This window comes from Azospirillum sp. 11R-A, from assembly GCF_049472615.1.
Taxonomy (GTDB): domain Bacteria; phylum Pseudomonadota; class Alphaproteobacteria; order Azospirillales; family Azospirillaceae; genus Azospirillum; species Azospirillum palustre.
In genome coordinates, this window is sequence record NZ_JBCEBL010000001.1 from 93633 (window position 1) to 115470 (window position 21838).

The following is a 21838-nucleotide window of genomic DNA, read 5'->3' on the forward strand; positions in this document are numbered from 1 at the left end:
TTCGGTCTATAGCTTGCGCCTCCCATGAAGACCGCCGATTTCGACTTCGACCTGCCGCCCGACCGGATCGCCGAGCATCCCGTCCGGCCGCGTGACGCCGCCCGCCTGCTGGAGGTGGGTTCCACCTTGCGCGACTTCATCGTGCGGGACCTGCCGACGCTGGTGCAGCCGGGCGACCTGATGGTCGTCAACGACACCCGCGTCATCCCGGCCCGGCTCGACGGCCGGCGCGGCGAGGTCGCGGTCGAGATCACGCTGCACAAACGGCTGGGCGAACGGGAATGGGCGACCTTCTCCAAGCCCGGCAAGCGGCTGAAGCCCGGCGACACCATCGTCATAGCCGATGACTTCAGCGCCGAGGTGATCGCCAAGGACGGCATGGAGGTGCGCCTGCGCTTCTCCGCCGGCGGGGCTGAGCTCATGGAGGCGCTGCACCGCCATGGCCGGATGCCGCTGCCGCCCTACATCCGTCGCAAGGCGGACGAGGGCGACAACGCCGATTACCAGACCGTCTTTGCCGCCCGCGAGGGTGCCGTCGCCGCCCCCACCGCCGGCCTGCACTTCACACCGGAGTTGCTGGCGGCGCTGGACGAGCGCGGCGTGCGGCGGGTGCCGGTGACGCTGCATGTCGGGGCCGGCACCTTCCTGCCGGTGAAGGTCGACGACATCGCCGACCACAAGATGCACAGCGAATGGGGGGAGATTTCCGCCGAGACCGCCGCCGCAGTGAACGAGACGCGCAAGGCCGGCGGCCGGATCGTCTCGGTCGGCACCACGGCTCTGCGCATCCTGGAGACGGCGGGCCGGCCGGACGGGACACTGGTCCCCTTCAGCGGCGACACCGACATCTTCATCACCCCCGGCTACCGCTTCCGCATCGTCGATCTGCTGTGGACCAACTTCCACCTGCCAAAATCGACCCTGTTCATGCTGGTCTGCGCCTTCGCCGGCTATGACCGCATGCACGCGGCCTATCGGCACGCCATCGACACCGACTATCGCTTCTTCAGCTACGGCGACGCCTCGCTGCTGCACAGGACGGACCCAACATGACCGGCATCGGCTTTGACCTTCTGGCGACCGACGGGCGGGCGCGGCGCGGCCGCGTCACCACCGCCCACGGCACCATCGAGACGCCGGCCTTCATGCCGGTCGGCACCGCCGCGACGGTGAAGGCGATGACCACCGACGCGGTGGCCTCGACGGGTGCGGAAATCCTGCTGGGCAACACCTATCACCTGATGCTGCGCCCGACGGCGGAGCGGGTGGGCCAGTTGGGCGGCCTGCACCGCTTCATGAACTGGGACAAGCCGATCCTGACCGACAGCGGCGGCTTCCAGGTGATGAGCCTGTCCGACCTGCGCACCATGTCGGAGGAAGGCGTCACCTTCAAATCGCACCTGGACGGCAGCCGCCATCACCTGACGCCGGAACGCTCGATCCAGATCCAGCACATGCTGGACAGCAACATCACCATGTGCCTGGACGAGTGCACGCCCTTCCCCGCCACCGAGGCGCAGGCGGAATCCTCCATGCGCCTGTCGATGCGCTGGGCGCGGCGCAGCAAGGATGCCTTCGTCGAGCGGCCGGGCTACGGCCTTTTCGGCATCGTCCAGGGCGGGATCTATCCGGAGCAGCGGGCGGAGAGCGTCGCCGCCCTGACCGACATCGGTTTCGACGGCTACGCCATCGGCGGGCTGGCGGTCGGCGAAGGCCAGGAGACGATGTTCCGCGTGCTCGACTTCACCGAGCCGCTGATGGTCAAGGACCGCCCGCGCTACCTGATGGGCGTCGGCCGGCCGAGCGACCTGATCGGCGCGGTGCGGCGCGGTGTCGACATGTTCGACTGCGTGATGCCGACCCGCTCGGGCCGCACCGGTCAGGCCTTCGTCCGCCGCGGCACCATCAACATCCGCAATGCCCGCCATGCCCATGACGAGCGGCCGCTCGATGCCGAGTGCGGCTGCCCGACTTGCCGAAGCTACAGCCGGGGCTATCTGCATCATCTGTTCAAGGCGGACGAGATGCTGGGGCCGATGCTGCTGACCTGGCACAACCTGCATTACTATCAGGATGTGATGCGGACGATGCGGCAGGCCATCGCCGACGGCAATTTCGAGGAGGTGGCCGGCGCGATGGAAGCTCGTATGAACGAGGGCGACATCGAGGCGACCGTGGACCCCATCGCCAAGCCCGGCAAGCCGCCGAAGCAAGGCCGTCCGCTGAAGGCCAGCAAAGACAGTGCTCCGCCGAAGGCGGACAAGGACAGCGAGCCGCCCAATGCAGAACGGGTGGAAGAGGAAAAGACTGATGAGTGAAAACATCTATGCCGGCCTGACCCAGCTCGGCGGCTCCACAATCCAGCCCAGGACGCCGGAAGAGGCGGTGCTGGAGCGGGTGCCGAACCCGAGCCCCGGCACTCCCTACTGCGTGCGCTTCACCGCACCCGAGTTCACCTCGCTCTGCCCGATCACCGGCCAGCCGGACTTCGCCCATCTGGTCATCGACTATGTGCCCGGCGACTGGCTGGTCGAATCGAAGTCGCTGAAGCTGTTCCTGACCAGCTTCCGCAACCACGGCGCCTTCCACGAGGCCTGCACGGTGGGCATCGGCAAGCGGCTGGTGGACGAACTGTCGCCGGTCTGGCTGCGCATCGGCGGCTACTGGTATCCGCGCGGCGGCATCCCCATCGACGTGTTCTTCCAGACCGGGGAGCCGCCGAAGGGCGTCTGGATCCCGTCGCAGGACGTGCCGACCTACCGTGGCCGCGGCTAAGCCCGCCCCACTGTCTTCCGCCGACCCGGCGCGGCTGCGGGACGCCATCCGCGACCGCGCGCTGGCGGCAGGGTTCGACGCGGTGGGCTTCGCCCCCGCCGCGCTGGGGCCGGAGGCGCGCGAGCGTCTCGCGCAGTTCGTTGCCGAGGGGCGACACGGCGACATGGGGTGGATGGCCGAGCGCAGCGACCAGCGCAGCCATCCGCAGTCGCTGTGGGACGAGGCGCGCACCGTCATCGCGCTCGGCACCAGCTACGCCCCGCACGACGACCCCCGCCGTCTGTCCGAGCATCCCGACCGCGGCATCGTCTCGGTCTATGCCCGCAACCGCGATTACCACGACCTCGTGAAAGGCCGGCTGAAGACGCTGGCACAATGGCTGGCCCACCAGACCAAGGCCGGCGTGAAAGTGTTTGTCGACACTGCCCCGGTGATGGAAAAGCCGCTGGCGGCGCAGGCCGGGCTGGGATGGCAGGGCAAGCACACCAATCTGGTGTCGCGCGACCATGGTTCCTGGCTGTTCCTGGGCGAGATCTACACGACGCTGGAAGTGCCCCCCGACCCGCCGGCGCGCGACCGCTGCGGCTCCTGCGACCGCTGTCAGGTCGCCTGCCCGACCGCGGCCTTCCCGGCGCCCTACCAGATCGACGCCCGGCGCTGCATCAGCTATCTGACCATCGAGCACAAGGGGCCGATTCCCGACGACCTCAAGCCGTTGATGGGCAACCGCATCTATGGCTGCGACGATTGCCTTGCCGCCTGTCCCTGGAACAAGTTCGCCCGCGCGACCCGCGAACCCGCCTTCCTGCCGCGGGCCGAGCTGACCGCCCCGCGGCTGGCCGATCTGGCGCAGTTGGACGATGCCGGCTTCCGGCAGGTGTTCAGCGGCTCCCCCATCAAGCGCATCGGCCGCGACCGCTTCGTCCGCAATGTCCTCATCGCCATCGGCAACAGCGGCGAAGCGTCGCTGAAACCGGTGGCGGAGGCCCTGGCACAGGATGCCAGCGAGGTGGTGCGCGAGTCGGCCGGGTGGGCAGCAGCGAGATTGAGCGGCCCGACGAGCACGGACGCCTGAACGGCATTTCCTCTACGCGCGTTCTTGTCCTCCGCTCACTCTGTTGCCGCCAACGCTGTTTCGTTGTCATATGAACAGACTCGCATCTTCGCTGCACGAAGCCCGCGCCGCAGTCCCGCCGGCCGCTGAACGAGTGGAGGCCGGTCGTCATCCTTCCTGCTCACCATCATGAATACGGGCCGGCCCAGCCGGAGGAGCTGAGCGCCGTCGCCCGGTTGGCGCGGCTCGGCTTCGGGCTGTCGCACGACCTGTTCGACCGCTATGCCGGCCTGTTCGGCATAGACAGCATCCGCGTCCTGCGTGTTCCACAATCCACCGGCACCTCATTGGCCGCCTGTGCCGCCTTTTGGACGATGAACCAGTGGTTCGGCGGCCGGCCGGTTCCGGTGCAGGCCATCGCCATGGTGGCGGTCGACCCTGCCCTGCGTGGCGCCGGCCATGGCAGTGCGCTGATGCGGGCCCTGCTGAAGGAGGGGCGGCAGGCCGGGGCGGCGTTGGCGGTGCTCTGCCCGGCAACCCTTCCCTTCTATCGTCGGCTCGGCTTTGGCCGCGGCGGCGTCACCTGCCGCTGGAGCGCACCGCCCTCGGCCTTTGCGCAGTCCGGGGCTGCCGCAAGCGACTTGTGGCCGGCGGACCCGCTCGACGCCGTGCCGTTGGCAGTGCTCCGCCAACCTCTGCTGAACGAGCAGAGCGGCCTGCCGGAAAGGACCGAGGCGCTGTGGACGCTCGCCCTCTGCCCGGACGGCGAGCCGTCGGAGCTTTACCGCAACCAGGATGGCTACATCGCGGTGACGCCGCCCCAGGATCGGCGCCTTGACGTCGCCGACCTCTGCCTGCCCTCCTCACGGTCGCKGAAACCGGCCATGACCATGTTGGCCGGTTTCAGGGCTCAAGTGGATCGGGTGACATGGCGCGGCGGTCCGGATGACCCGCTGGCGCTGCTTGCCGGCGATGGGGTGGCGCTGGAATGCCGCGAGGAGTGGCTGGTCCGCCCCCTCGATGTCGGCAAGGCCCTGGAGGCGAGGGGCTACTCAGCAGACATACAAGGGTATGCTATTTTTGAGATAAATGACGATTTAATTTTCGACAATTGCGGGCATCACCACCTTGAGGTTGTCAGCTCCGTTGGAAATATCTCGAAAACAGCGCAAGTCCTTGACCCGCCGGCTCGGATCGGCACCGCCGCTTTCGCCAGTCTGTTCACGGGGCACGCAAGCGCTCGCGCACTTTGGAGAGCTGGTTTGCTTCATGGTGAAGAAAAGATGATCGGCCGTTTGCACCGCGTATTTCGCGGCGCACCGTGCTGGATGCCCGACCGCTTCTGAAATAAGTGGGATTCCTGACTTGAATCAAACCGGACATAAAGCGTCCTGTGGTTCAATCGTCCCAATGATCGGGGAGAAGCATCGCCACTTGCGATGCCATCGGGGAGTCCATAATCCATGACGATCGGAACGCGGATCGCGCTTGGCTTTGCCGCCGTGCTGCTTCTGACGGTTGGCGTGGCGTTCGTCGGCTGGAACAGCCTGAGCACCTACGCCGAACGGGTCGGTCTGGAAGCCCATACCGCCGACCTCGACACGAGGCTGAAGTCGGTGCGGCTGGAGGAAGCGCGATTCGTCACCGAACGCGACGCCAAGGCCGCGACCAATGTTCCGGGCATGCTGGACGCCCTGCAGGCCGAAGCGCAGCAGACGCGCGCCGCCCTGACCGACGGTGAAGGACGCCGGCTGCTGGACGAGGTGCTGTCCGGCATCGACGGCTACCGCGCCGCCTTCAACAATTTCGTCGCCCAGGACGGTGAGGCGCACGCCCGCACCGCCAGCATGGAAATGCGCGCCCGTGCCCTGCGCGAGATCGCCGAGAAGATCGGCAAGCAGCAATCGGAGCGCTATGACCTGAATATGACCAGCAAGCGCGACGCCGACACCGAGCTGCGCCACAGCATGGATACGGCGGAGCGCGCGAACCGCGTCATCGAACGGGTGCTGGAAGTCCGGCGACAGCAGAGCGATCTGCGCCGCAACGCCGATCAGGCCCTGGCCGACCGGATCGTCGCGGCGCTGGACGAGCTGGTGCAGATCACCGACACCGTCGCCAAGGACCTCGTCGGCACCAATGACGAGGAATCCGCCGCCCGGATCGCCGGCGACGCCCGCGCCTACCACGACACCGTGCGCGCCCTGCACGGCAAGGGCATCGCCGCGCTGACCGAGGTCGGCGTGGCCGCCGGGCTGGACGAGGCGGCCCGCGGCGTGCAGGAGCGCGCCATGGAACTCCAGAAGAACCAGGCCATGGTGACCGAAGCACTGACCGAAGCCTCGAAATACGCCCAGAGCGAGGTGAACGAAGCCGTCATGCTGCGCGGTCTGGCAATGCGGCTGGTGCAGGACGCCCAATCGGCGATGCTGGCCCAGCGCGATTTCCTGCTGACCGGCTCGGCGGACGCCAAAGTCGCGGCTGCCGCCGCGGTGAAGGAGATCCTGGCGATTGCCGGACAGGCCGGCGCCGTCCTGGTCGATCGGGAAGGGCGGGCGCTGATCGCCGCCATCACCGAGGCCGCCCGGGCTTTCGACTCGGAATTCACCGCGCTGTCCTCCGCCGTCGCCAAGCAGCACGACGCGTCGGTGGCGATGGCCAAGGCATCGGCCGCGGTCAGCGGTCAGGTTGGCCGACTGGTGACTTTGCAGCGCGAGGATCGCGAGGCCGGCCGCGCCAGCGCCGGCATGGTGATCGCCATCGGTGCGGCGGTGGCGCTGTTGCTGGGCGCACTGATGGCCTGGATCATCGACCGCGCCATCACCCACCCGCTGCACGCCATGACCGGCGCCATGGGCCGGCTCGCCGAGGGCGACCTGAGCGTCGACATTCCCGGTGGCGACCGCAAGGACGAGTTGCGCAACATGGCCGCCGCCATGACCATCTTCAAGGACAACGCCCTGGAGATGCGGCGGATGGAGCGCGAGCGGGAGGAGATGCGCATCCAGATCGACGCCGACCGCCGCCGCACGATGAACGAGTTCGCCAACGGCTTCGAACAGGCGGTGTCGGGCGTGGTGACCTCGCTGACCGAATCGGCCGGCTCGCTGGGCCGCGATGCGCAGGAGATGTCGTCGGACGCGGCGCTGACCACCGCGAAATCCACCGCCGTCGCCACCGCCTCGCAGCAGGCGACCGCGAATGTGCAGACCGTCGCCGCGGCGGCGGAACAGCTGTCGGCCTCCATCGCCGAAATCTCGCGCCAGTTGAACGCCAGCTCCGCCACCGCGTCGGGGGCCGCCGACAAGGCGGTGCAGACCAACAGCATCGTCGAGGGTCTGTCGATGGCTGCCGAGCGCATCGGTCAGGTCGTCGGCCTGATCGGCGAAATCGCCGAACAGACCAACCTGCTGGCGCTCAACGCCACCATCGAGGCGGCCCGCGCCGGCGAGGCCGGCAAGGGCTTCGCCGTCGTGGCGACCGAGGTTAAGAACCTCGCCGGCCAGACCGCCAAGGCGACCGAGGAGATTTCCGCCCAGGTCGCCGAGATGCAGACCGCCACCACCAGCGCGGTGGAGGCCATCCGCACCATCTCCGACGCGGTGACCGCGATCAGCGGCACGGTTACCGACATCGCGCTCGAAATGGAACAGCAGGGCAGCGCCACGCGAGAGATCGCCCAGAATGTCCAGCAGGCTGCAGAAGGCACCCAGCAGGTGATGCGCAACATCGCCGAGGTGACCACCGCCGCCACCAAGACCGGCGGCGCCGCCGATGCGGTTCTGGATGCAAGCCGCACTCTCGCGACCCAGGCCGACCGCCTGCGTGGCGAGGTTCAGGGCTTCCTGAACAAGGTACGGACGGCCTGAGCCACTCTGCCGGGCTGGCTTATCGCCGCTCGGGTCGCGCCCACACGCGACCCATCAAGCGGCGGCGGCAGACCAGCGCCGGATTGGCGCACGGGAAAGGGCGGAGTTGCCGTAGGCACGCAACGTGGTGACCTCCGCGCCGATCCAGTCCGGCAGCGGCACCGTCTGGTCGGGGGTCTCCAACTCGACCTCCGCAATGACGAGGCCGGAATTCTCGCCATCGAAGACGTCGATCTCCCAGCACAGGCCGTCCTGGCAATGGCGGTAGCGGGTCTTTTCGATCACCCGGCCTTCGCAGCCGTGGAGAAGAAGCTGGCGCGCGAAATCCAGATCCAGGGGGTGTTCCACCTCGTCCCGGCAAGTTCCGCGCTTCAGCGATTTGATGGTGAGGGTCGCCCGGTCTTCCGCGATGCGGACGCGGACCGTGCTGACGCCGTCGGACGGCAGGTATCCCTGAACCATTCGGACGCCATTCCAGCAGAGATGCCGGACATCCTTGCGGACGAGAAAGCGCCGCTCGATTTCCAGTGCCATGGCTAGGCCCTTCGGACGATCTTGTCGACGACCCTAGCCGAAAGTCCCCACCGGCTTCAACCTCGTTGCCCTGTGTGCAGCGCAACCGAGGCTGCATGCATCCGCATTATGCCGTGACGATCGGTCGCAACGGCCTGGAGATCGATGCTATCGTCGGAGGATGAATGCCGATCTTACCGCCATGATTCCCTGGGCCGCGATCCCCTGGCTGGTCCTGTTCGCCCTGTACGGGCTGCCACTGCTGCATGTGGCCTTGTCGCGCCGGGGTGGCGGGTGGCGGCCGCCGGCCGGGTCGCGCTGCCCGTTCGGACCGCGCGCCGGGTGGCTGGTGATGGTGCTGATGCTGGGGCCGGTCGGATGGCTGATGTTCGCGTTCCGCCGGCCCCGCCGCCCATCGGGCAGATAGCATCAGGCCGACAGGTTGCGGATCAGATCCGGCCCATCAGCAGCAGAACGATCAGGACGATCAGCAGCACGCCGAGGATGCCGCTGGGACCATAGCCCCAGCCGCGGCTGTGCGGCCAGGCCGGAACGGCGCCGAGAAGCATCAGAATGAGGATGATGAGCAGAATCGTGCCGAGCATGGCCCTCTCCCTTATGATGGAGCATTTGTGACGGACAAGCGGAACCTCAACGGGATCCTCTGGACTTTGTTCCTGTCCGGCTCGAACGTGACGGCTCGCCACCACCAAGGAGGGATGTCGCCCCACCGGCGCTCCCCGAACGCGACACCGCCGATCTTTCGGCGAGTTCGCCCCTGTTGACGGACGGCGCGTGGCCGCTTAGGCTCCAGTCCATGAACGTGCATCGCATCGACGGCATTCTGCGAATTAGCGGCCCGGTTCTCCTTTGAGAGCCGGGGATTTCGCTCGTCCAGTCCACAGAACCGTCTGAAAGCCCGATCACGCCATGTCCAGCACCGTGAACACCAATTCCCTGAATGCCAATTCCTCGAATGCCGCCCGCGTGTCCGCTTCGGACGCGCGCGCCACCGCACCCGGCCGCCGGGTCGTCTTCACCCTGGTCGCCGACGCCGATCCCGGCACCCTGCCCCGCGTTCTGGAATATGTCGCCAAGCGCGGATTGATCCCGTTGGCTCTGCACAGCCGGCTGACCGGCGACATGCTCGACATCGCCATGGAAATCGGCGATCTGCCCCAGGCGGAAACCGACCATGTCGGCCGTTGCCTGGGACAGATCCCGATGGTGGCGCGCGTCACCGTGGCGGAGCTGGCTGCCGAAGCCGCGGCAGCCGAGCGGTTCACGGAATTGGTCGCGGCAGAATAGGAAAAGGGATGAGGAAGCCGGTTAGACCGGCTTCCGCGCCTCGTCCTCAGGAGCCGCGGCGTCCGCAGCCTGCGATCCGGCTTCCTGCGCATCGGCCTCCTGCGTCTCCGGCAGCGGTTCGCCGATCTCCGTGCGCATCAGTTCCGCCGCCCGTTGCAGCTTGCGGAACTGGGCGATGGAGAATGGCAGGCTGACCATATAGGCGATGCCGACGATGGAGAGCGTCCACCAGGGCTGGCTGACCATCATCGCCGCCAGCAGCCCGACGCCGGCCAGGGCCGGCACCACCCAATGGGCCGGGACCCGTGCACCCTTGAAGGAGAAGGTCGGCAGGATGCTGACCATCAGCCCGCCGATCAGCAAGGTCCACGGCACGATGACGGCCGGATGGCCGGGGAACTCCGGACCGATCTCGAACCCCAGGATCATCGGCAGCAGGACAAGGCCGGCTCCGGCCGGCGCCGGCACGCCGGTGAAATAGTTGTAGGCCCAGGGCGGCAGATCGACCACGCCGAGCCGCGAGTTGAAGCGCGCCAGCCGCAAGGCGCAACACACGGCGTAGGCCATGGCGGCGATCCAGCCCAGGCTGCCCGCGCCGTTCAGCCCCCACAGATACATCATGAAGGCGGGGGCGACGCCGAAGCTGATGGCGTCGGACAGGCTGTCCAGTTCCGCCCCGAACTTGCTCTGCCCGTTCAGCAGGCGGGCGATCCGGCCGTCCAGCGCATCCAGGATGGCGGCGATGACGATGGCGATGACCGCCGGCTCCCACCGCTCCTGCATGGCGAATCGGATCGCGGTCAGGCCGGAGCAGAGCGCCAGCACCGTCAGCACGTTCGGCAACAGGTGGTTGATCGATAGCCCTTTCAGCCGGGGGTGCGGCCGGCCGGGACGGCGCGCCCGGTGGGGCCGGAAGATCTGCTGGCGGAAGACGGGCGGTCGTTTCATCGCCGCACATCCCCCTGCCGCTGCGTTTCGGTCCCGTCCAGGTCGGCCAGGATCGTCTCGCCGCCGATGGCGGTCTGGCCGACGCAGACCAGCGGGGCGACGCCGTCGGGCAGATAGATGTCGGTGCGGCTGCCGAATCGGATCAGGCCGAAGCGCTCGCCCGCCTTCACCTGCTGCCCGGCCTTGACCCACCACAGGATGCGGCGCGCCACCAGACCGGCGATCTGGACATAGGCGATCTCGCGCCCGTCCGGCAGACGGTGGCGGAAGGCCATCCGCTCGTTCTCGTCGCTCGCCTTGTCCAGTGCGGCGTTGACGAAGGTGCCCTTGTGGTATTCGGCGGCCACGATGGTGCCGTCGGCTGGCACGCGGTTGACGTGGACGTTGAAGACGTTGAGGAACACGCTGATCCGGGTCAGCGCCTTGTCCCCCATGCCGAGTTCCTTCGGCGGAACCGCCTGGACGATCATGGTGACGCGCCCGTCGGCCGGGCTGACCAGCAGTCCGGGCCGCGTCGGTGTGACCCGGTCGGGATCGCGGAAGAAGTAGGCGCACCACAGGGTGAGCACCAGGCCGATCCAGCCGAGCGGCGCCCAGACGGCGAGACCCAGGATCAGGGAAACCACCGCGAAACCGGCGATGAAGGGCCAGCCGGCACGGTGGATGGGGACGACGACGGTATCGATGGCGGACATCGCCTGCTTTCTTCGTATTTTCAGACCACAGCGAACAGCCATTCTAGCTGTGCGTTGCAAGCCTTTACAGAATTTTAGCGGCCGGAGCCCATGCTGTCGTCTCCATTGCCCCTGAAGCCGAGCGTGCCGCCTTGTCCGTTCCCGATCTGAAGACCATTCAATCGCTGGCCGAAGTGCCGGACGGCGCCCTGCCCATCAATCCCGGCTCTATCGAGATGACGCCCGAGGGCGTTCTCGGCATCGCCAGACCGCCCCGCCCCTGCAAGCTGACCTTCATGGCCGACGGCCTGCCCTTCAACGTCGCCGTGCGGCATGAAGGGCCGGAGGACGGCGGCGGCTCGATTTGCCAGATCTGGGCCGACGTCGGCCACGTGCCCTACACCGCTCAGGCCCCGGAGCGCCGCCGGGCCCTGCTGGCGGTCCTGCGCGGGATCGAAGGGCTGCCGCATGTCCGCTTCATCGTGCAGGGCGGACAGAAGATCATCCTGTTCTCGGAAATCCGGCTTGAACACCACGCCTCGCCCGAGGACCTGTTCCACCAGACCATCCTGGTCCTGCAGGAAGCGCGTCCGTTCCTGCGCCTGCTGGGCGAGTATCTGTAAGGGCGGGACGGCCGGAACCTCAGCCTTCCGGCCAGAACCCCTCGTCCATCATCTCGGCGAAGCTCCACGGGCACTGAACGGCGAACACCGCTTCGTCGATCCCCGTTTCGGCCGCAGCGTCGCGCCGCGCCAGCCGGTAGGCATCGGCAATCGATTCGCCAAGCTTCGACTTCAGGCTTGGATTGTCCCGCATGTGCGTTTCGATTTCGTCGCGGCTGTTGGCAGTCGAAAGGCGCCAGGAGTTACCGCGGCGGGCCGGTTGATGCTCCCATTTCAGCAGATGCTGCAGGAGCACGCGTAGCCGGCTGACCAACTCCCGCTTCTCGGTCTTGCCCATGCTCTCGATCTCCTCGGCGATGTGTTCGATATCCGCCGAATCGAGCTTGCCGGCTCGCAGAAGGGCGGCCTGTTCGTTCGCCCAGGCGTAGAAATCGCTGTCGTAGAGGCTGCTTCCGTCCATCGCCCACCTCCCCACATCGCCGATGGGCTCTGCGGACCGGGGGCTTTCACCGCCGGTCCGCCGCGCCGCATGCTGCTTACTTCGGAACCTTGCCCTGCACGCCTTCGACGTACCAGTCCATCTTCAGGATTTGCTCGTCGGTGGCGGTCTTGCCTTCCGGAATCACGACCTTGCCGGACTGGTCCTTGACCGGGCCCTGGAAGGAGTGGCGCTTGCCGGACACGATGTCGGCCTTGATCTGGTCGGCCATCTTCACGACGTCGGCCGGGATCGCCGGGTTGTAGGGGGCCAGCTCGACCATGCCGGTGCTGATGCCGCCCCAGGTGTCGATCGGCTTCCAGCTGCCGTCGAGAACCGCCTTCACGCGGTCGACATAGTAGCCGTTCCAGTCCTCGACGATCGCGGTCAGGTGCGACTTCGGACCGAAGCGGGTCATGTCGGACGACTGGCCGACCGACCACAGCCCGCGCTCCTGCGCAGTCTGGATCGGCGCCGGGCTGTCGGTATGCTGGACGATGATGTCGGCACCCTGGTCGATCAGCGCCTTAGCCGCCTCGGCTTCCTTGCCGGGGTCGTACCAGCTGTTGACCCAGACCACGCGGACCTCGGCCTTCGGGTTCTGCTCGCGCAGCGCGATGGTGAAGGCGTTGATGCCGCCGACCACCTCGGGAATCGGGTAGGAGCCGATGTAGCCGATGATGTTCGACTTGGTCATCTTGCCGGCGATGGCGCCCACCACCGTGCGGCCCTCATAGAAGCGGCCGGAATAGGTCGCGACGTTCTCGGCGCGCTTGTAGCCGGTGGCGTGCTCGAACTTCACGTCGGGATGGCGCTTGGCCACCTTCAGCGTCGGGTTCATGAAGCCGAAGGAGGTGGTGAAGATCAGCTTGTGGCCGCTGGCGGCCAGCTGCTCGATCACGCGCTCGGCGTCGGCGCCTTCCGGCACGTTCTCGACGAAGGTGGTGGTGACCTTGTCGCCCAGCGCCTTCTCGACGGCCAGACGGCCCTGGTCGTGCTGATAGCTGTAGCCATGGTCGCTGACCGGGCCGACATAAACGAAGCCGACCTTCAGCTTCTCCTGCGCGAAGGCGGAGCCCATGCCCACGCCCAGCCCCACGCTCAGCGCGATCGCGGCACCGGCCAGACCCAGCACCGTCTTGCCCATCGTCCTTCTGTTCACGTCGACGCTCCTTCTTGATGTCGTGAGAGTTCTTGATGTCGTGAGATATGGGCTTTGTTTCGTTTTCAAAACGACGCGTCAAGCATCGGGATGAAACAGTTTTCCCAGACAGGCCGGCGCGTTCAGGCGGATGCGGGCGACGTCCCGCGAAATCAGCACCAGGACCAGAACGGTAGCCAGATACGGCAGCATCGACAAGAGCTGCGACGGCACGTCGATGCCCAGCCCCTGGACATGCAACTGCAGGATGGTGACGCCGCCGAACAGCCAGGCGCCGAGCATGGCGCGCACCGGCTTCCATGTGGCGAAGACCACCAGCGCCAGCGCGATCCAGCCGCGGCCCGAGGTCATGTTCTCCGCCCACATCGGCGTGTAGTCCATCGACAGGAAGGCGCCGCCCAACCCGGCCATGGCGCCGCCGAACAGCACGGCGAAGAAACGGATGCGCAGGACCTTGTAGCCCAGCGCATGGGCGGCCGTGTGGTTCTCTCCCACCGCGCGCAGGACGAGGCCGGCACGGCTGCGGTAGAGGAACAGATGGACCAGCGGGACGGCGGCAACCGCCAGATAGACCATGATGTCCTGGCCGAACAGCGCTTGCCCCACCACCGGCAGATCGGTCAGGCCGGGGATGTGGAGCTTCGGCAGACCTTCCAGCGGGATGCCGACGAAGCCCTGGCCGATCAGCGCCGACAGGCCGACGCCGAACAGGGTCAGCGCAAGGCCGGTGGCGACCTGGTTGGCGAGCAGGAACAGGGTCAGCACGGCGAACAGCGAGGCGGTGGCAGCGCCGGCGAAGGCCGCGACGAGAAAACCGGTGACGGGGCTGCCGGTCTGAACCGTGACGGCGAAGCCGCAGACGGCGCCGACCAGCATCATGCCCTCGACACCCAGGTTGAGGACGCCCGACTTCTCGACCACCAGCTCGCCCAAGGCAGCGAGCAGCAGCGGCGTCGCCGCCGCGAACATGGCGGCCAGGATCGGGCCGATCAGGGCAAGGTCGTTCATGCCGCGGCCCTCCGCGCACCGAAGCGGACCCGGTAGCGGATCAGCACGTCGCTCGCCAGCAGGAAGAACAGAAGCATGCCCTGGAACACTCCGGTGATGGCCTTGGGCAGGCCCATGGCGATCTGCGCCGCCTCGCCGCCGATGAAGGACAGCGCCATCAGCAGCGCCGCCAGCAGGATGCCGACCGGGTGCAGGCGGCCGAGGAAGGCGACGATGATGGCGGTATAGCCATAGCCGGGCGAAATACTGGCGGTGATCTGGCCGATGGGGCCGGCGACCTCGCCCATGCCGGCGATGCCGGCCAGCGCGCCCGACAGCAGCAGGGTCAGCCAGACGATCCGCTTCTGGTCGAAGCCGGCATAGCCGGCCGCGGCCGGGGTCAGCCCGATCACCTTGATCTGGAAGCCGATGAAGGTCCGGGCGATCAGCAGCCAGCCGCCCGCCACCCCCAGCAGGGCTAGCAGCGCGCCGAGATGGACGCGGGTCCCAGCCCACAGGATCGGCAGCGTGGCATCGGCTTCGAACAGCCGCGATTCGGGGAAGGCGAAGCCGTCGGGATCGCGGAAGGGACCATGGACCAGATAGTTCAGCAGCAGAAGCGCCACATAGTTCAGCATCAGGCTGGTCAGGATCTCGCTGGCGTTGAAGCGCAGCCGCAGAAAGGCCGGCACCGCCGCCCAGACCGCCCCGCCGATGGCTCCGCCGATCACCATCATCGGCAGCAGCCACCAGCCGCCCTCGCCATAGAAGGCCAGCGCCAGCCCGCCGCCGGTGATGGCGCCAAGCGTCAGCTGCCCTTCGGCACCGATGTTCCAGACATTGGCGCGGAAGCCGATGGCGAGCCCGACAGCGCACAGCACGAGCGGCGTCGCCTTCACCACCAGTTCGCCGACACCGCGGACCGAGGTCACGGGCGCGACGAAGAAGGAATAGAGCGCCTTCAACGGGTCGAAGCCCATCGCCAGGAACAGGATGAAGCCGCTGAGCAGGGTCAGCGCCACCGCCAGCAGCGGCGTGACATAGACCATGGTCTTCGACGCCTGCCCGCGCGGTTCAAGACGGATGAAGCTCATGCGGCGTCTCCGGTGCTCAAAAAACCATCAGACCGCACGCGTGATCTCCCCGTCTTCGTCCGGCGGCGTGCCGAACAGGCCGCCCATCAGCAGGCCGATGCGTTCCACCGTCGTCTCGTGCGTCGGCCGGCTGTCGGACAGGCGGCCATGGAACAGCACGGAAATCCGGTCGCTCAGCACGAACAGCTCGTCCAGATCCTGGCTGATGACCAGCACCGCCGCACCCGAGCGCGCCAGATCGATCAGCGCCTTGTGGATCGCGGCGGCAGCGCCGGCATCGACACCCCAGGTCGGCTGGCCGACCACCAGAAGCTTGGGCTTCTGCAGGATTTCGCGGCCGATGATGAATTTCTGCAGATTGCCGCCCGACAGCGACCGCGCCTCCGCCCGATGACCGTGCGCCACGACGTTGAAGCCGCGGATGATCGTCTCAGCATAGGCGCGGGCGCGGGCGAAATGGACCATGCCGCCGCGCACCAGCGGCTCGCGGGCATAGCCGGACAGCAGCGCGTTCTCCGACAGGCTCAGTTCCGGCACGGCACCGCGGCCCAGCCGCTCCTCTGGCACGAAGGCGAGGCCGAGCGTCCGGCGGGCCCGCGGCCCGAGATGCCCGGCCGACGTGCCCTCGATCACCACGGCGTCGGCATCGGCGAGCAGAGCCTCGCCGCTCAAGGCCGCCATCAACTCCGCCTGCCCGTTTCCGGCGACACCGGCGATGCCGAGGATCTCGCCCGCCCGCACCTGGAAATTGACGTCCTTCAGGTTGGTGGCGAAGGGATTGTCGGAGGTGGTAGACAGGTGCCGTACCGTCAGGCGTGCAACGCCGGCCACCCCCTGCGGCGGCCGTTCGGGGGTGGACAGTTCCGCCCCCATCATCATCTCGGCAAGGCTGCGCGCGGTCTCCTGCCGCGGATCGGCGGCGCCCACCACCTTGCCGGCGCGCAGCACGGTGGCGCGGCTGCACAGGGCGCGGATTTCCTCCAGCTTGTGCGAGATGTAGAGGATCGTGCAGCCCTCCGCCGCCAGGACGCGCAGCGTCTCGAACAGCTTGGCCGCCTCCTGCGGCGTCAGGACGGAGGTCGGCTCGTCCATGATCAGCAGCTTCGGATCCTGCAACAGGCAGCGCACGATCTCCACCCGCTGGCGCTCGCCCACCGACAGGTGGAAGACGTGGCGGCCGGGGTCCAGCGCCAGGCCGTAGCGTTCCGACACCTCGCGGATGCGGCCGGCAAGCTGGTCCATCGGCCCGGCATTGTCGAGGCCGAGCGCGATGTTCTCGGTCACCGTCAGCGTGTCGAACAGCGAGAAATGCTGGAACACCATGCCGATGCCGAGACGGCGCGCACCGGCCGGGTCGGGAACAATCGTCTCCGCCCCCTGCCACAGCATGGTCCCGGAATCGGGGTGCAACACCCCGTAGATCATCTTGACCAGGGTGGACTTGCCGGCCCCGTTCTCACCCAGCAGCGCATGGATCTCACCCGGTTGCAGGACGAGATCGACATGGTCGTTGGCCAGACAGCCGGGGAATCGCTTGGTGATGCCGCGCAGCTCCAAACGGGGCGGCGGAGCGTCCGGGGGGTAGGTCTCGGCGTGCGAAGGCAAGGAGGAGCAATCCGGAAAAAGGTCAAACCTGTATGGCATTGCCAAAGCCGTGCCACCGCTACCAACAGAGTAATCCGGCGGCACCACCGGCCGTCAACAGCCGATCCTCTGCCCAACGGTGATGCATCTGCCGCTTTGGTCATCATGCCACAGTCGGCTCCCGCAACCCAGCCCTTCGCCCAGCTCATTGCCCGGCGCATTGCAGTGCGGCGAGCCCTTGCCAGCCGGGCCGTTCCGCCCAACACTTCAGTCGATTGGATGATGTGGAGGCGAGGATGTCGGCGGGTTACGCAGTTCTGGACCAGCGGAGCGTGGTGGCGGTTACGGGCGAGGACCGCAAGGCGTTCCTGCAAGGGCTGGTGTCCAACGACGTGCTGCGGGTCACGCCGGATCATGCCGCCTATGCCCTGTTCCTGACGCCGCAGGGCAAGTTCCTTCATGATTTCAACTTGGTCGAGTCGGGAGCAGAATCGGATGCCGTGCTGCTGCTGGACCCGGAAACGGATCGTCGCGCCGACCTGCTGCGCCGGCTGAAGATGTACAAGCTGCGCTCGAAAATCGCGCTGGAGGACCGGACGGAGCAGCTTCGCGTGGTCGTCGCCTTCGGGGACGGCACGCTGGAGGCGCTGGGCCTGCCGGCCGAGCCGGGTGCGGCCCGGGCTTTCGCCGGCGGCGTCGCCTTCACCGACCCGCGGCTGCCGGCGCTTGGGGCCCGCCTGTTCCTGCCGGCGGACGGGCTTGCGGCGCTGGAGGCGGCCGGTCTGGCGCCCCGCGAGGTCGCGGATTACGACCGGCTTCGCCTGTCGCTCGGCATCCCCGACGGCACGCTGGACCTGATCCCGGAGAAATCGATCCCGCTGGAAAGCCGGATGGACGCGCTGAACGCGATTTCCTGGGACAAGGGCTGCTATATGGGGCAGGAGTTGACCGCCCGCACCAAGTATCGCGCCCTCATCAAGAAAAAGCTGTTCCCGGTCAGCGTCGATGGACCGGCGCCGGACGCCGGCACCCCGGTGACGCTGGACGGCAAGGAAGTCGGCGAAATGCGCAGCGGCCGCGACGGCGCCGCACTCGCTTTGCTGCGGCTGGAGGATGTGCAGCGCGCGGCAGAAAACGGGCTGACCTTCCAGGCGGGCGCGGCGGTTCTGACACCACGCGAACCCGGGTGGGACCATACCACGAAGGGTTAGCCCCACACCGAAAGAATTCCCGGAAGGAGTGATCAAACGGGCTTCGCTCCTGTTGTTGTGATGTCTTCAGACACAACGACAAAGGAGCCACCCCATGCGTCGCACCCTGATCGTCACCGCCGCCTCGCTGGCTCTCATGACGGGCGTCGCCGTCGCGCAGACCACGTCGCCGACCGTGGGCAACCCGTCCTCGTCCACGTCCAGCATGTCGAACAGCGCAACGCCGGACAGCACCACCAGCACGACCAAAAGCGGCATGACCAAGTCCGGTCCGACGGGCGGCCAGCTCGCCAGCGCCGACGAACTGATCGGCAAGAACGTCTATGGCCGCGACAACAACAAGATCGGCGAGGTCGACGACGTCATCCTCGACGGCACCGGCCAGGCCAAGCAGCTGGTGATCAGCTCCGGCGGCTTCCTCGGAATCGGCGAGAAGCAGGTCGCAGTCGACTACAGCGCCGCCAACTGGGATTCGCAGAACAACCGCCTGAACCTCGCCGGCATGAGCCGTGACGACGTCAAGGCGATGCCGGACTTCAAGTACGACGACACCATGACGTCGCTGAACAAGACCCGCAAGCCGGCGGAAAAGGAAACGGTCGCCCCGGGCGCCGCCCCGACGACCGGCACCACCACGGCGAAGTAAGGGCCGCTTGCGGTTTGAGGCGGGGGCATCCGCCCCCGCCCGTCATCCCCGCAGCAAATCCACGAAACGCCGGCAGGCCACGATCTCCGCGCGAACATTCGCGCGGCGTTTCGTGGCCTCTGCGTCTTCGCCCCACTGCTCGATCTGGTAGGTTTCGTCCAGCTGCGAGACCTCGAACGCCTCTTCGGCGCTGAGGCGGCCTTCCAGCAAAGCCAGCGCCACGATGATCGACCCGCACACGCCGGTCGCGGTCTGAAGCGCCGACAGATACCAGTCGTCCGTCCGCTCCACCACCCGGCGCAGGGCGGCCAGAGCCTCCTCTGGCTGCGGCCTGGGCATCAGCCCGGCGCAGACATGCAGCGGCGCGTCATAGGTCAGCGCCGCCCAATCCAGCAGAGGCTGCCAGAGCTGGGCCTGCCGCTCCACCAGCGGCTGGGGATGTTCGGCGCGATAGCACAGCAGGTCAGTTTCGGCATAGGCGCTGATGGCGGGAACGATCTCCGGCCGCTTGGCGGGGATCAGGTCGACGGCGGTGCTCGACAGCTGCATCAGCGGCATGGAATGGGCGTCGATCCGGTCGCCCTGCGCCGCCCATTCGTCGGCCACGCCCTGGGCCAGCAGCAGGCTGGGGAAGACCAGCGGCGCCTTGGCCGGGCTGCGCACCGGACGGCCGTCCAGCTCGACCCGGAAACCGCCTTCGGTCTCTCCGACGCCCGCGGCCTTGTAGAAACGCTTCATCGCTTACCCTTCCAAAAGCTCCAGCACCGCGGTGGCGACGTCGCGCCCACGGTGGACGATGCGGTCGGCCCCGGCCCGCTCCAGTTCCGGCACCGCGTGATAACCCCAGGAGACGCCGACCGACCGCACCCGCGCGTTGCGGGCCATCTGAATGTCGTAGGTCGTGTCGCCTATCACAACCGTCGCCGCCTCCTCCGCACCCGTCTCCGCCAGCGCACGCTGCACCATGTGCGGGTTGGGCTTGCCGGGACCGATGTCGGCGGTCTGCAAGGTGACGAAACGTCCGGTCAGCCCATGGCCCTTCAACACCGCATCCAGCCCGCGGCGCGACTTGCCGGTGGCCACACCCAGCAGCACCCCTGCCTCTTCCAGCGCGGCCAGCGTGTCGAGGATGCCGGGGAACAGCGGTTCGTCCACCTCGCCGCGGCTGCGGGCGTTGGAGAAGGCGCGCTTGTAGCTTTCCGCCACCGCGACATGCAGGTCGGCATCCCGCTGCGGCAGCAGGAGGGCCACCGCCTCCACCAGCGACAGCCCGACCATGCGGCGGACATCCGCCGGCTCAGGCTCACCCAGCCCATGCTCGGCCCAGGCCCGGGTCATGGCGTCGATGATGGCGAACTGGCTGTCGACCAGCGTGCCGTCGCAATCGAAGAGGGCGAGGCGCAGCGGCGATTTCCCCAATGCAGCCGTCACGAGCGGAGCCATCATTCGAAATCCTCGAACGGGTCGTCGCGCAGGTTGGGGCTGAAGCCGAAATACTTCCAGGTCGCCAGCATGTGGTCGGGCAGCGGCGCCGTCACGTCGATGGTCTTGCCGCCGCGCGGATGCGGCAGGATCAGCCGGCGGGCATGCAGGTGCAGCTTCTTCGCCACCTCGGCTCCGCCGGCCAGGAAGGCGCCCTGCCCGGCATATTTGCCGTCGCCCAGGATCGGTGTACCGACGGCGGCCATATGGACACGCAGCTGGTGGGTGCGGCCGGTCAGCGGCCACATGGCGACGAAGGCCGCCTGCTTGCCGACATTCTCCTGCACCGAATAGACGGTAAGGGCGCGCTTGCCCTCTTCCTTGTTTTCCGCCACCCGCTCGCCATGCGGGCCGCCTTCCTTGGCCAGCGCCAGATCGATCTTGCCCTGGTAGGGCGTCGGCACGCCGACGGTGACGGCCCAGTAGATCTTGCGCACCGCACTGCCGCGGAACAGCTCCGTCAGCTTGCTGGCGGCGAAGGTGGTGCGGGCCAGCAGTAGGACGCCGGAGGTGTCCTTGTCCAGCCGGTGGACCAGCTTCGGCCGCTCGTTGCCGTCGAAGCGCAGGGCGTCGAGCATGGCGTCGAGATGCTTGGAGGTGCCGGTGCCGCCCTGCACCGCCAGACCGGCCGGCTTGTTGATGGCGATCACGTCGGCGTCGCGGTAGAGCACCAGCGCCTGCAATTCGGCGATCTGCTTGTCCGACATGGCCTTGGGCTTGCTGCTCCCCTGACCCGGCCCCCTGACCGGCGCGGCCCAGGCGGCCAGCGGCGGGATGCGCAGGCTCTGCTTGGCCGCCAGCCGCGTCGAAGTCTCCGCCCGCTTGCCGTCGACACGGACCTGACCGGTGCGCAGCAGCTTTTGCAGGTAGCTGTGGTTCACGTCGGGGAAATGCCGCTTGAACCAGCGGTCGAGCCGCATGTCGGCCTCGTCGGCCGTGACGATGCGGGTTTCGACCTTGCTGTCGCTTTTGGCTTCGGTCGACGCGGTATCGGCGTGATCGGCAGCGGGCTTGGGAGAGTCAGTCATCAGAGGGACACCGAAACAAGAGAACGCACGGCCCACAGGCCGGCAAAGAAGCCCACCACGCTGAACAGCGTCGAGGCGAGGAAGTATCCCGCCGCCGCGGCGATCTCGTCACGGGCGACGAGGACACCGATGTCCAGCGTGAAGGAAGAGAAGGTGGTGAAGCCGCCCAGAATGCCCACCAGAAGGAAGGCGCGCAGTTCGGGCGACGGCGACCATGTCAGCGCCGCCAGTTCCGACAGCACCCCCATCACCGTGCAACCAATCACGTTGACGATGATCGTTCCCACCGGAAAGCGGCTGCCGATCCATTGTGCGATCACGAGCAGCATCAGGTAGCGCGCCACCGAACCGGCGGCACCACCGACGGCGACGGCGAGCAAGGACAGGGGGGATGCGAGCACG

The 21838-nt window shown here is 67.5% G+C and carries 24 protein-coding genes; 11 read left to right on the plus strand and 13 right to left on the minus strand.

Going from position 1 to position 21838, the window contains the following annotated elements; genetic code table 11:
• Positions 1–24 precede the first annotated feature (24 nt).
• From queA to VH569_RS00435, 6 genes are all read left to right on the plus strand, one after another.
• Positions 25–1053, plus strand: a complete 1029-nt coding sequence (queA, locus tag VH569_RS00410) for a tRNA preQ1(34) S-adenosylmethionine ribosyltransferase-isomerase QueA (protein ID WP_423313138.1) — start codon at positions 25–27, stop codon at positions 1051–1053.
• Positions 1050–2318, plus strand: a complete 1269-nt coding sequence (gene tgt, locus VH569_RS00415) for a tRNA guanosine(34) transglycosylase Tgt (RefSeq protein WP_423313140.1) — start codon at positions 1050–1052, stop codon at positions 2316–2318. The genes queA and tgt overlap by 4 nt, the downstream gene beginning before the upstream one ends.
• Positions 2311–2775: a preQ(1) synthase gene (queF, locus tag VH569_RS00420; protein WP_423313142.1), complete on the plus strand. Its 465-nt coding sequence runs from the start codon at positions 2311–2313 to the stop codon at positions 2773–2775. Before tgt ends, queF begins: the two co-directional genes overlap by 8 nt.
• A complete protein-coding gene (queG, locus tag VH569_RS00425) occupies positions 2762–3850 on the plus strand; it encodes a tRNA epoxyqueuosine(34) reductase QueG (RefSeq protein ID WP_423313144.1) in 1089 nt (362 codons plus the stop codon). Before queF ends, queG begins: the two co-directional genes overlap by 14 nt.
• A 149-nt stretch (positions 3851–3999) precedes the next feature.
• Positions 4000–5175 carry a GNAT family N-acetyltransferase gene (locus VH569_RS00430; RefSeq protein ID WP_423314102.1) on the plus strand — a complete coding sequence of 392 codons (1176 nt, stop codon included), beginning with the start codon at positions 4000–4002 and terminating at the stop codon, positions 5173–5175.
• Between the two features lie 117 nt (positions 5176–5292).
• Positions 5293–7698, plus strand: coding sequence for a methyl-accepting chemotaxis protein (locus VH569_RS00435; protein WP_423313146.1), 2406 nt, complete (start codon positions 5293–5295; stop codon positions 7696–7698).
• A gap of 54 nt (positions 7699–7752) precedes the next feature.
• On the opposite strand, the gene VH569_RS00440 is transcribed toward VH569_RS00435, so the two are convergent.
• Entirely contained in the window at positions 7753–8232 is a 480-nt protein-coding gene (locus tag VH569_RS00440) for a CYTH domain-containing protein (protein WP_423313148.1), read from the minus strand.
• A 160-nt stretch (positions 8233–8392) separates the two neighbouring features.
• On the opposite strand from VH569_RS00440, the gene VH569_RS00445 reads away from it, so the two are divergent.
• Complete coding sequence (locus tag VH569_RS00445; RefSeq protein ID WP_423313150.1) at positions 8393–8638, plus strand: hypothetical protein; 246 nt, start codon at positions 8393–8395, stop codon at positions 8636–8638.
• Positions 8639–8660: 22 nt separating this feature from the next.
• Here VH569_RS00445 and VH569_RS00450 read toward each other — a convergent pair whose 3' ends face one another.
• Positions 8661–8816, minus strand: coding sequence for a DUF3309 family protein (locus VH569_RS00450; protein WP_042694949.1), 156 nt, complete (start codon positions 8814–8816; stop codon positions 8661–8663).
• Positions 8817–9141: 325 nt separating this feature from the next.
• On the opposite strand from VH569_RS00450, the gene VH569_RS00455 reads away from it, so the two are divergent.
• A complete protein-coding gene (locus VH569_RS00455; protein ID WP_423313152.1) occupies positions 9142–9519 on the plus strand; it encodes a hypothetical protein in 378 nt (125 codons plus the stop codon).
• A 21-nt stretch (positions 9520–9540) separates the two neighbouring features.
• On the opposite strand, the gene VH569_RS00460 is transcribed toward VH569_RS00455, so the two are convergent.
• Entirely contained in the window at positions 9541–10467 is a 927-nt protein-coding gene (locus VH569_RS00460) for a CDP-alcohol phosphatidyltransferase family protein (RefSeq protein ID WP_423313154.1), read from the minus strand.
• Complete coding sequence (locus VH569_RS00465) at positions 10464–11162, minus strand: phosphatidylserine decarboxylase (RefSeq protein ID WP_423313156.1); 699 nt, start codon at positions 11160–11162, stop codon at positions 10464–10466. Before VH569_RS00465 ends, VH569_RS00460 begins: the two co-directional genes overlap by 4 nt.
• 131 nt (positions 11163–11293) lie before the next feature.
• Here VH569_RS00465 and VH569_RS00470 point away from each other — a divergent pair, with 131 nt between their 5' ends.
• Complete coding sequence (locus VH569_RS00470) at positions 11294–11764, plus strand: hypothetical protein (RefSeq protein WP_098739395.1); 471 nt, start codon at positions 11294–11296, stop codon at positions 11762–11764.
• 19 nt (positions 11765–11783) lie between these two features.
• On the opposite strand, the gene VH569_RS00475 is transcribed toward VH569_RS00470, so the two are convergent.
• The 5 genes from VH569_RS00475 to VH569_RS00495 all read right to left on the minus strand — a co-directional run bounded on the left by VH569_RS00475 (position 11784) and on the right by VH569_RS00495 (position 17090).
• Entirely contained in the window at positions 11784–12224 is a 441-nt protein-coding gene (locus VH569_RS00475; RefSeq protein WP_423313158.1) for a DUF29 domain-containing protein, read from the minus strand.
• A 76-nt stretch (positions 12225–12300) separates the two neighbouring features.
• A complete protein-coding gene (locus VH569_RS00480; protein ID WP_423314104.1) occupies positions 12301–13389 on the minus strand; it encodes a BMP family ABC transporter substrate-binding protein in 1089 nt (362 codons plus the stop codon).
• Between the two features lie 93 nt (positions 13390–13482).
• Positions 13483–14412, minus strand: coding sequence for an ABC transporter permease (locus tag VH569_RS00485; RefSeq protein ID WP_423313160.1), 930 nt, complete (start codon positions 14410–14412; stop codon positions 13483–13485).
• The gene (locus tag VH569_RS00490; protein WP_423313162.1) at positions 14409–15485 is read right to left on the minus strand and encodes an ABC transporter permease; all 1077 of its coding nucleotides are present in this window, start codon (positions 15483–15485) and stop codon (positions 14409–14411) included. Before VH569_RS00490 ends, VH569_RS00485 begins: the two co-directional genes overlap by 4 nt.
• Positions 15486–15512: 27 nt before the next feature.
• Positions 15513–17090, minus strand: coding sequence for an ABC transporter ATP-binding protein (locus VH569_RS00495; RefSeq protein ID WP_423313164.1), 1578 nt, complete (start codon positions 17088–17090; stop codon positions 15513–15515).
• A 275-nt stretch (positions 17091–17365) separates the two neighbouring features.
• Between VH569_RS00495 and VH569_RS00500 the strand changes: the two genes are divergently transcribed.
• Both VH569_RS00500 and VH569_RS00505 read left to right on the plus strand, forming a co-directional pair.
• Positions 17366–18280, plus strand: coding sequence for a YgfZ/GcvT domain-containing protein (locus VH569_RS00500; protein WP_423313166.1), 915 nt, complete (start codon positions 17366–17368; stop codon positions 18278–18280).
• Positions 18281–18374: 94 nt separating this feature from the next.
• A complete protein-coding gene (locus VH569_RS00505) occupies positions 18375–18926 on the plus strand; it encodes a PRC-barrel domain-containing protein (protein WP_423313168.1) in 552 nt (183 codons plus the stop codon).
• A gap of 42 nt (positions 18927–18968) precedes the next feature.
• Here the strand turns inward: VH569_RS00505 and VH569_RS00510 are convergent, their stop codons facing one another.
• The 4 genes from VH569_RS00510 to crcB are packed head-to-tail and all read right to left on the minus strand — an operon-like array spanning position 18969 to position 21837.
• Entirely contained in the window at positions 18969–19664 is a 696-nt protein-coding gene (locus VH569_RS00510) for an ATP12 family chaperone protein (protein WP_423313170.1), read from the minus strand.
• A 3-nt stretch (positions 19665–19667) separates the two neighbouring features.
• The gene (locus VH569_RS00515) at positions 19668–20372 is read right to left on the minus strand and encodes an HAD-IA family hydrolase (protein ID WP_423313172.1); all 705 of its coding nucleotides are present in this window, start codon (positions 20370–20372) and stop codon (positions 19668–19670) included.
• A complete protein-coding gene (locus VH569_RS00520; protein WP_423313174.1) occupies positions 20369–21436 on the minus strand; it encodes an RluA family pseudouridine synthase in 1068 nt (355 codons plus the stop codon). The genes VH569_RS00515 and VH569_RS00520 overlap by 4 nt, the downstream gene beginning before the upstream one ends.
• The gene (gene crcB, locus VH569_RS00525) at positions 21436–21837 is read right to left on the minus strand and encodes a fluoride efflux transporter CrcB (RefSeq protein WP_376956696.1); all 402 of its coding nucleotides are present in this window, start codon (positions 21835–21837) and stop codon (positions 21436–21438) included. The genes VH569_RS00520 and crcB overlap by 1 nt, the downstream gene beginning before the upstream one ends.
• Position 21838: the final 1 nt, after the last annotated feature.

Bases quoted from the DNA above. Each gene is read 5' to 3' on its own strand.
- queA (WP_423313138.1), top strand. From the start codon at position 25: ATGAAGACCGCCGATTTCGACTTCGACCTGCCGCCCGACCGGATCGCC.
- tgt (WP_423313140.1), top strand. From the start codon at position 1,050: ATGACCGGCATCGGCTTTGACCTTCTGGCGACCGACGGGCGGGCGCGG.
- queF (WP_423313142.1), top strand. From the start codon at position 2,311: ATGAGTGAAAACATCTATGCCGGCCTGACCCAGCTCGGCGGCTCCACA.
- VH569_RS00435 (WP_423313146.1), top strand. From the start codon at position 5,293: ATGACGATCGGAACGCGGATCGCGCTTGGCTTTGCCGCCGTGCTGCTT.
- VH569_RS00440 (WP_423313148.1), bottom strand. From the start codon at position 8,232: ATGGCACTGGAAATCGAGCGGCGCTTTCTCGTCCGCAAGGATGTCCGG.
- VH569_RS00445 (WP_423313150.1), top strand. From the start codon at position 8,393: ATGAATGCCGATCTTACCGCCATGATTCCCTGGGCCGCGATCCCCTGG.
- VH569_RS00450 (WP_042694949.1), bottom strand. From the start codon at position 8,816: ATGCTCGGCACGATTCTGCTCATCATCCTCATTCTGATGCTTCTCGGC.
- VH569_RS00455 (WP_423313152.1), top strand. From the start codon at position 9,142: ATGTCCAGCACCGTGAACACCAATTCCCTGAATGCCAATTCCTCGAAT.
- VH569_RS00460 (WP_423313154.1), bottom strand. From the start codon at position 10,467: ATGAAACGACCGCCCGTCTTCCGCCAGCAGATCTTCCGGCCCCACCGG.
- VH569_RS00465 (WP_423313156.1), bottom strand. From the start codon at position 11,162: ATGTCCGCCATCGATACCGTCGTCGTCCCCATCCACCGTGCCGGCTGG.
- VH569_RS00475 (WP_423313158.1), bottom strand. From the start codon at position 12,224: ATGGACGGAAGCAGCCTCTACGACAGCGATTTCTACGCCTGGGCGAAC.
- VH569_RS00480 (WP_423314104.1), bottom strand. From the start codon at position 13,389: ATGGGCAAGACGGTGCTGGGTCTGGCCGGTGCCGCGATCGCGCTGAGC.
- VH569_RS00485 (WP_423313160.1), bottom strand. From the start codon at position 14,412: ATGAACGACCTTGCCCTGATCGGCCCGATCCTGGCCGCCATGTTCGCG.
- VH569_RS00490 (WP_423313162.1), bottom strand. From the start codon at position 15,485: ATGAGCTTCATCCGTCTTGAACCGCGCGGGCAGGCGTCGAAGACCATG.
- VH569_RS00500 (WP_423313166.1), top strand. From the start codon at position 17,366: ATGTCGGCGGGTTACGCAGTTCTGGACCAGCGGAGCGTGGTGGCGGTT.
- VH569_RS00505 (WP_423313168.1), top strand. From the start codon at position 18,375: ATGCGTCGCACCCTGATCGTCACCGCCGCCTCGCTGGCTCTCATGACG.
- VH569_RS00510 (WP_423313170.1), bottom strand. From the start codon at position 19,664: ATGAAGCGTTTCTACAAGGCCGCGGGCGTCGGAGAGACCGAAGGCGGT.
- VH569_RS00515 (WP_423313172.1), bottom strand. From the start codon at position 20,372: ATGATGGCTCCGCTCGTGACGGCTGCATTGGGGAAATCGCCGCTGCGC.
- VH569_RS00520 (WP_423313174.1), bottom strand. From the start codon at position 21,436: ATGACTGACTCTCCCAAGCCCGCTGCCGATCACGCCGATACCGCGTCG.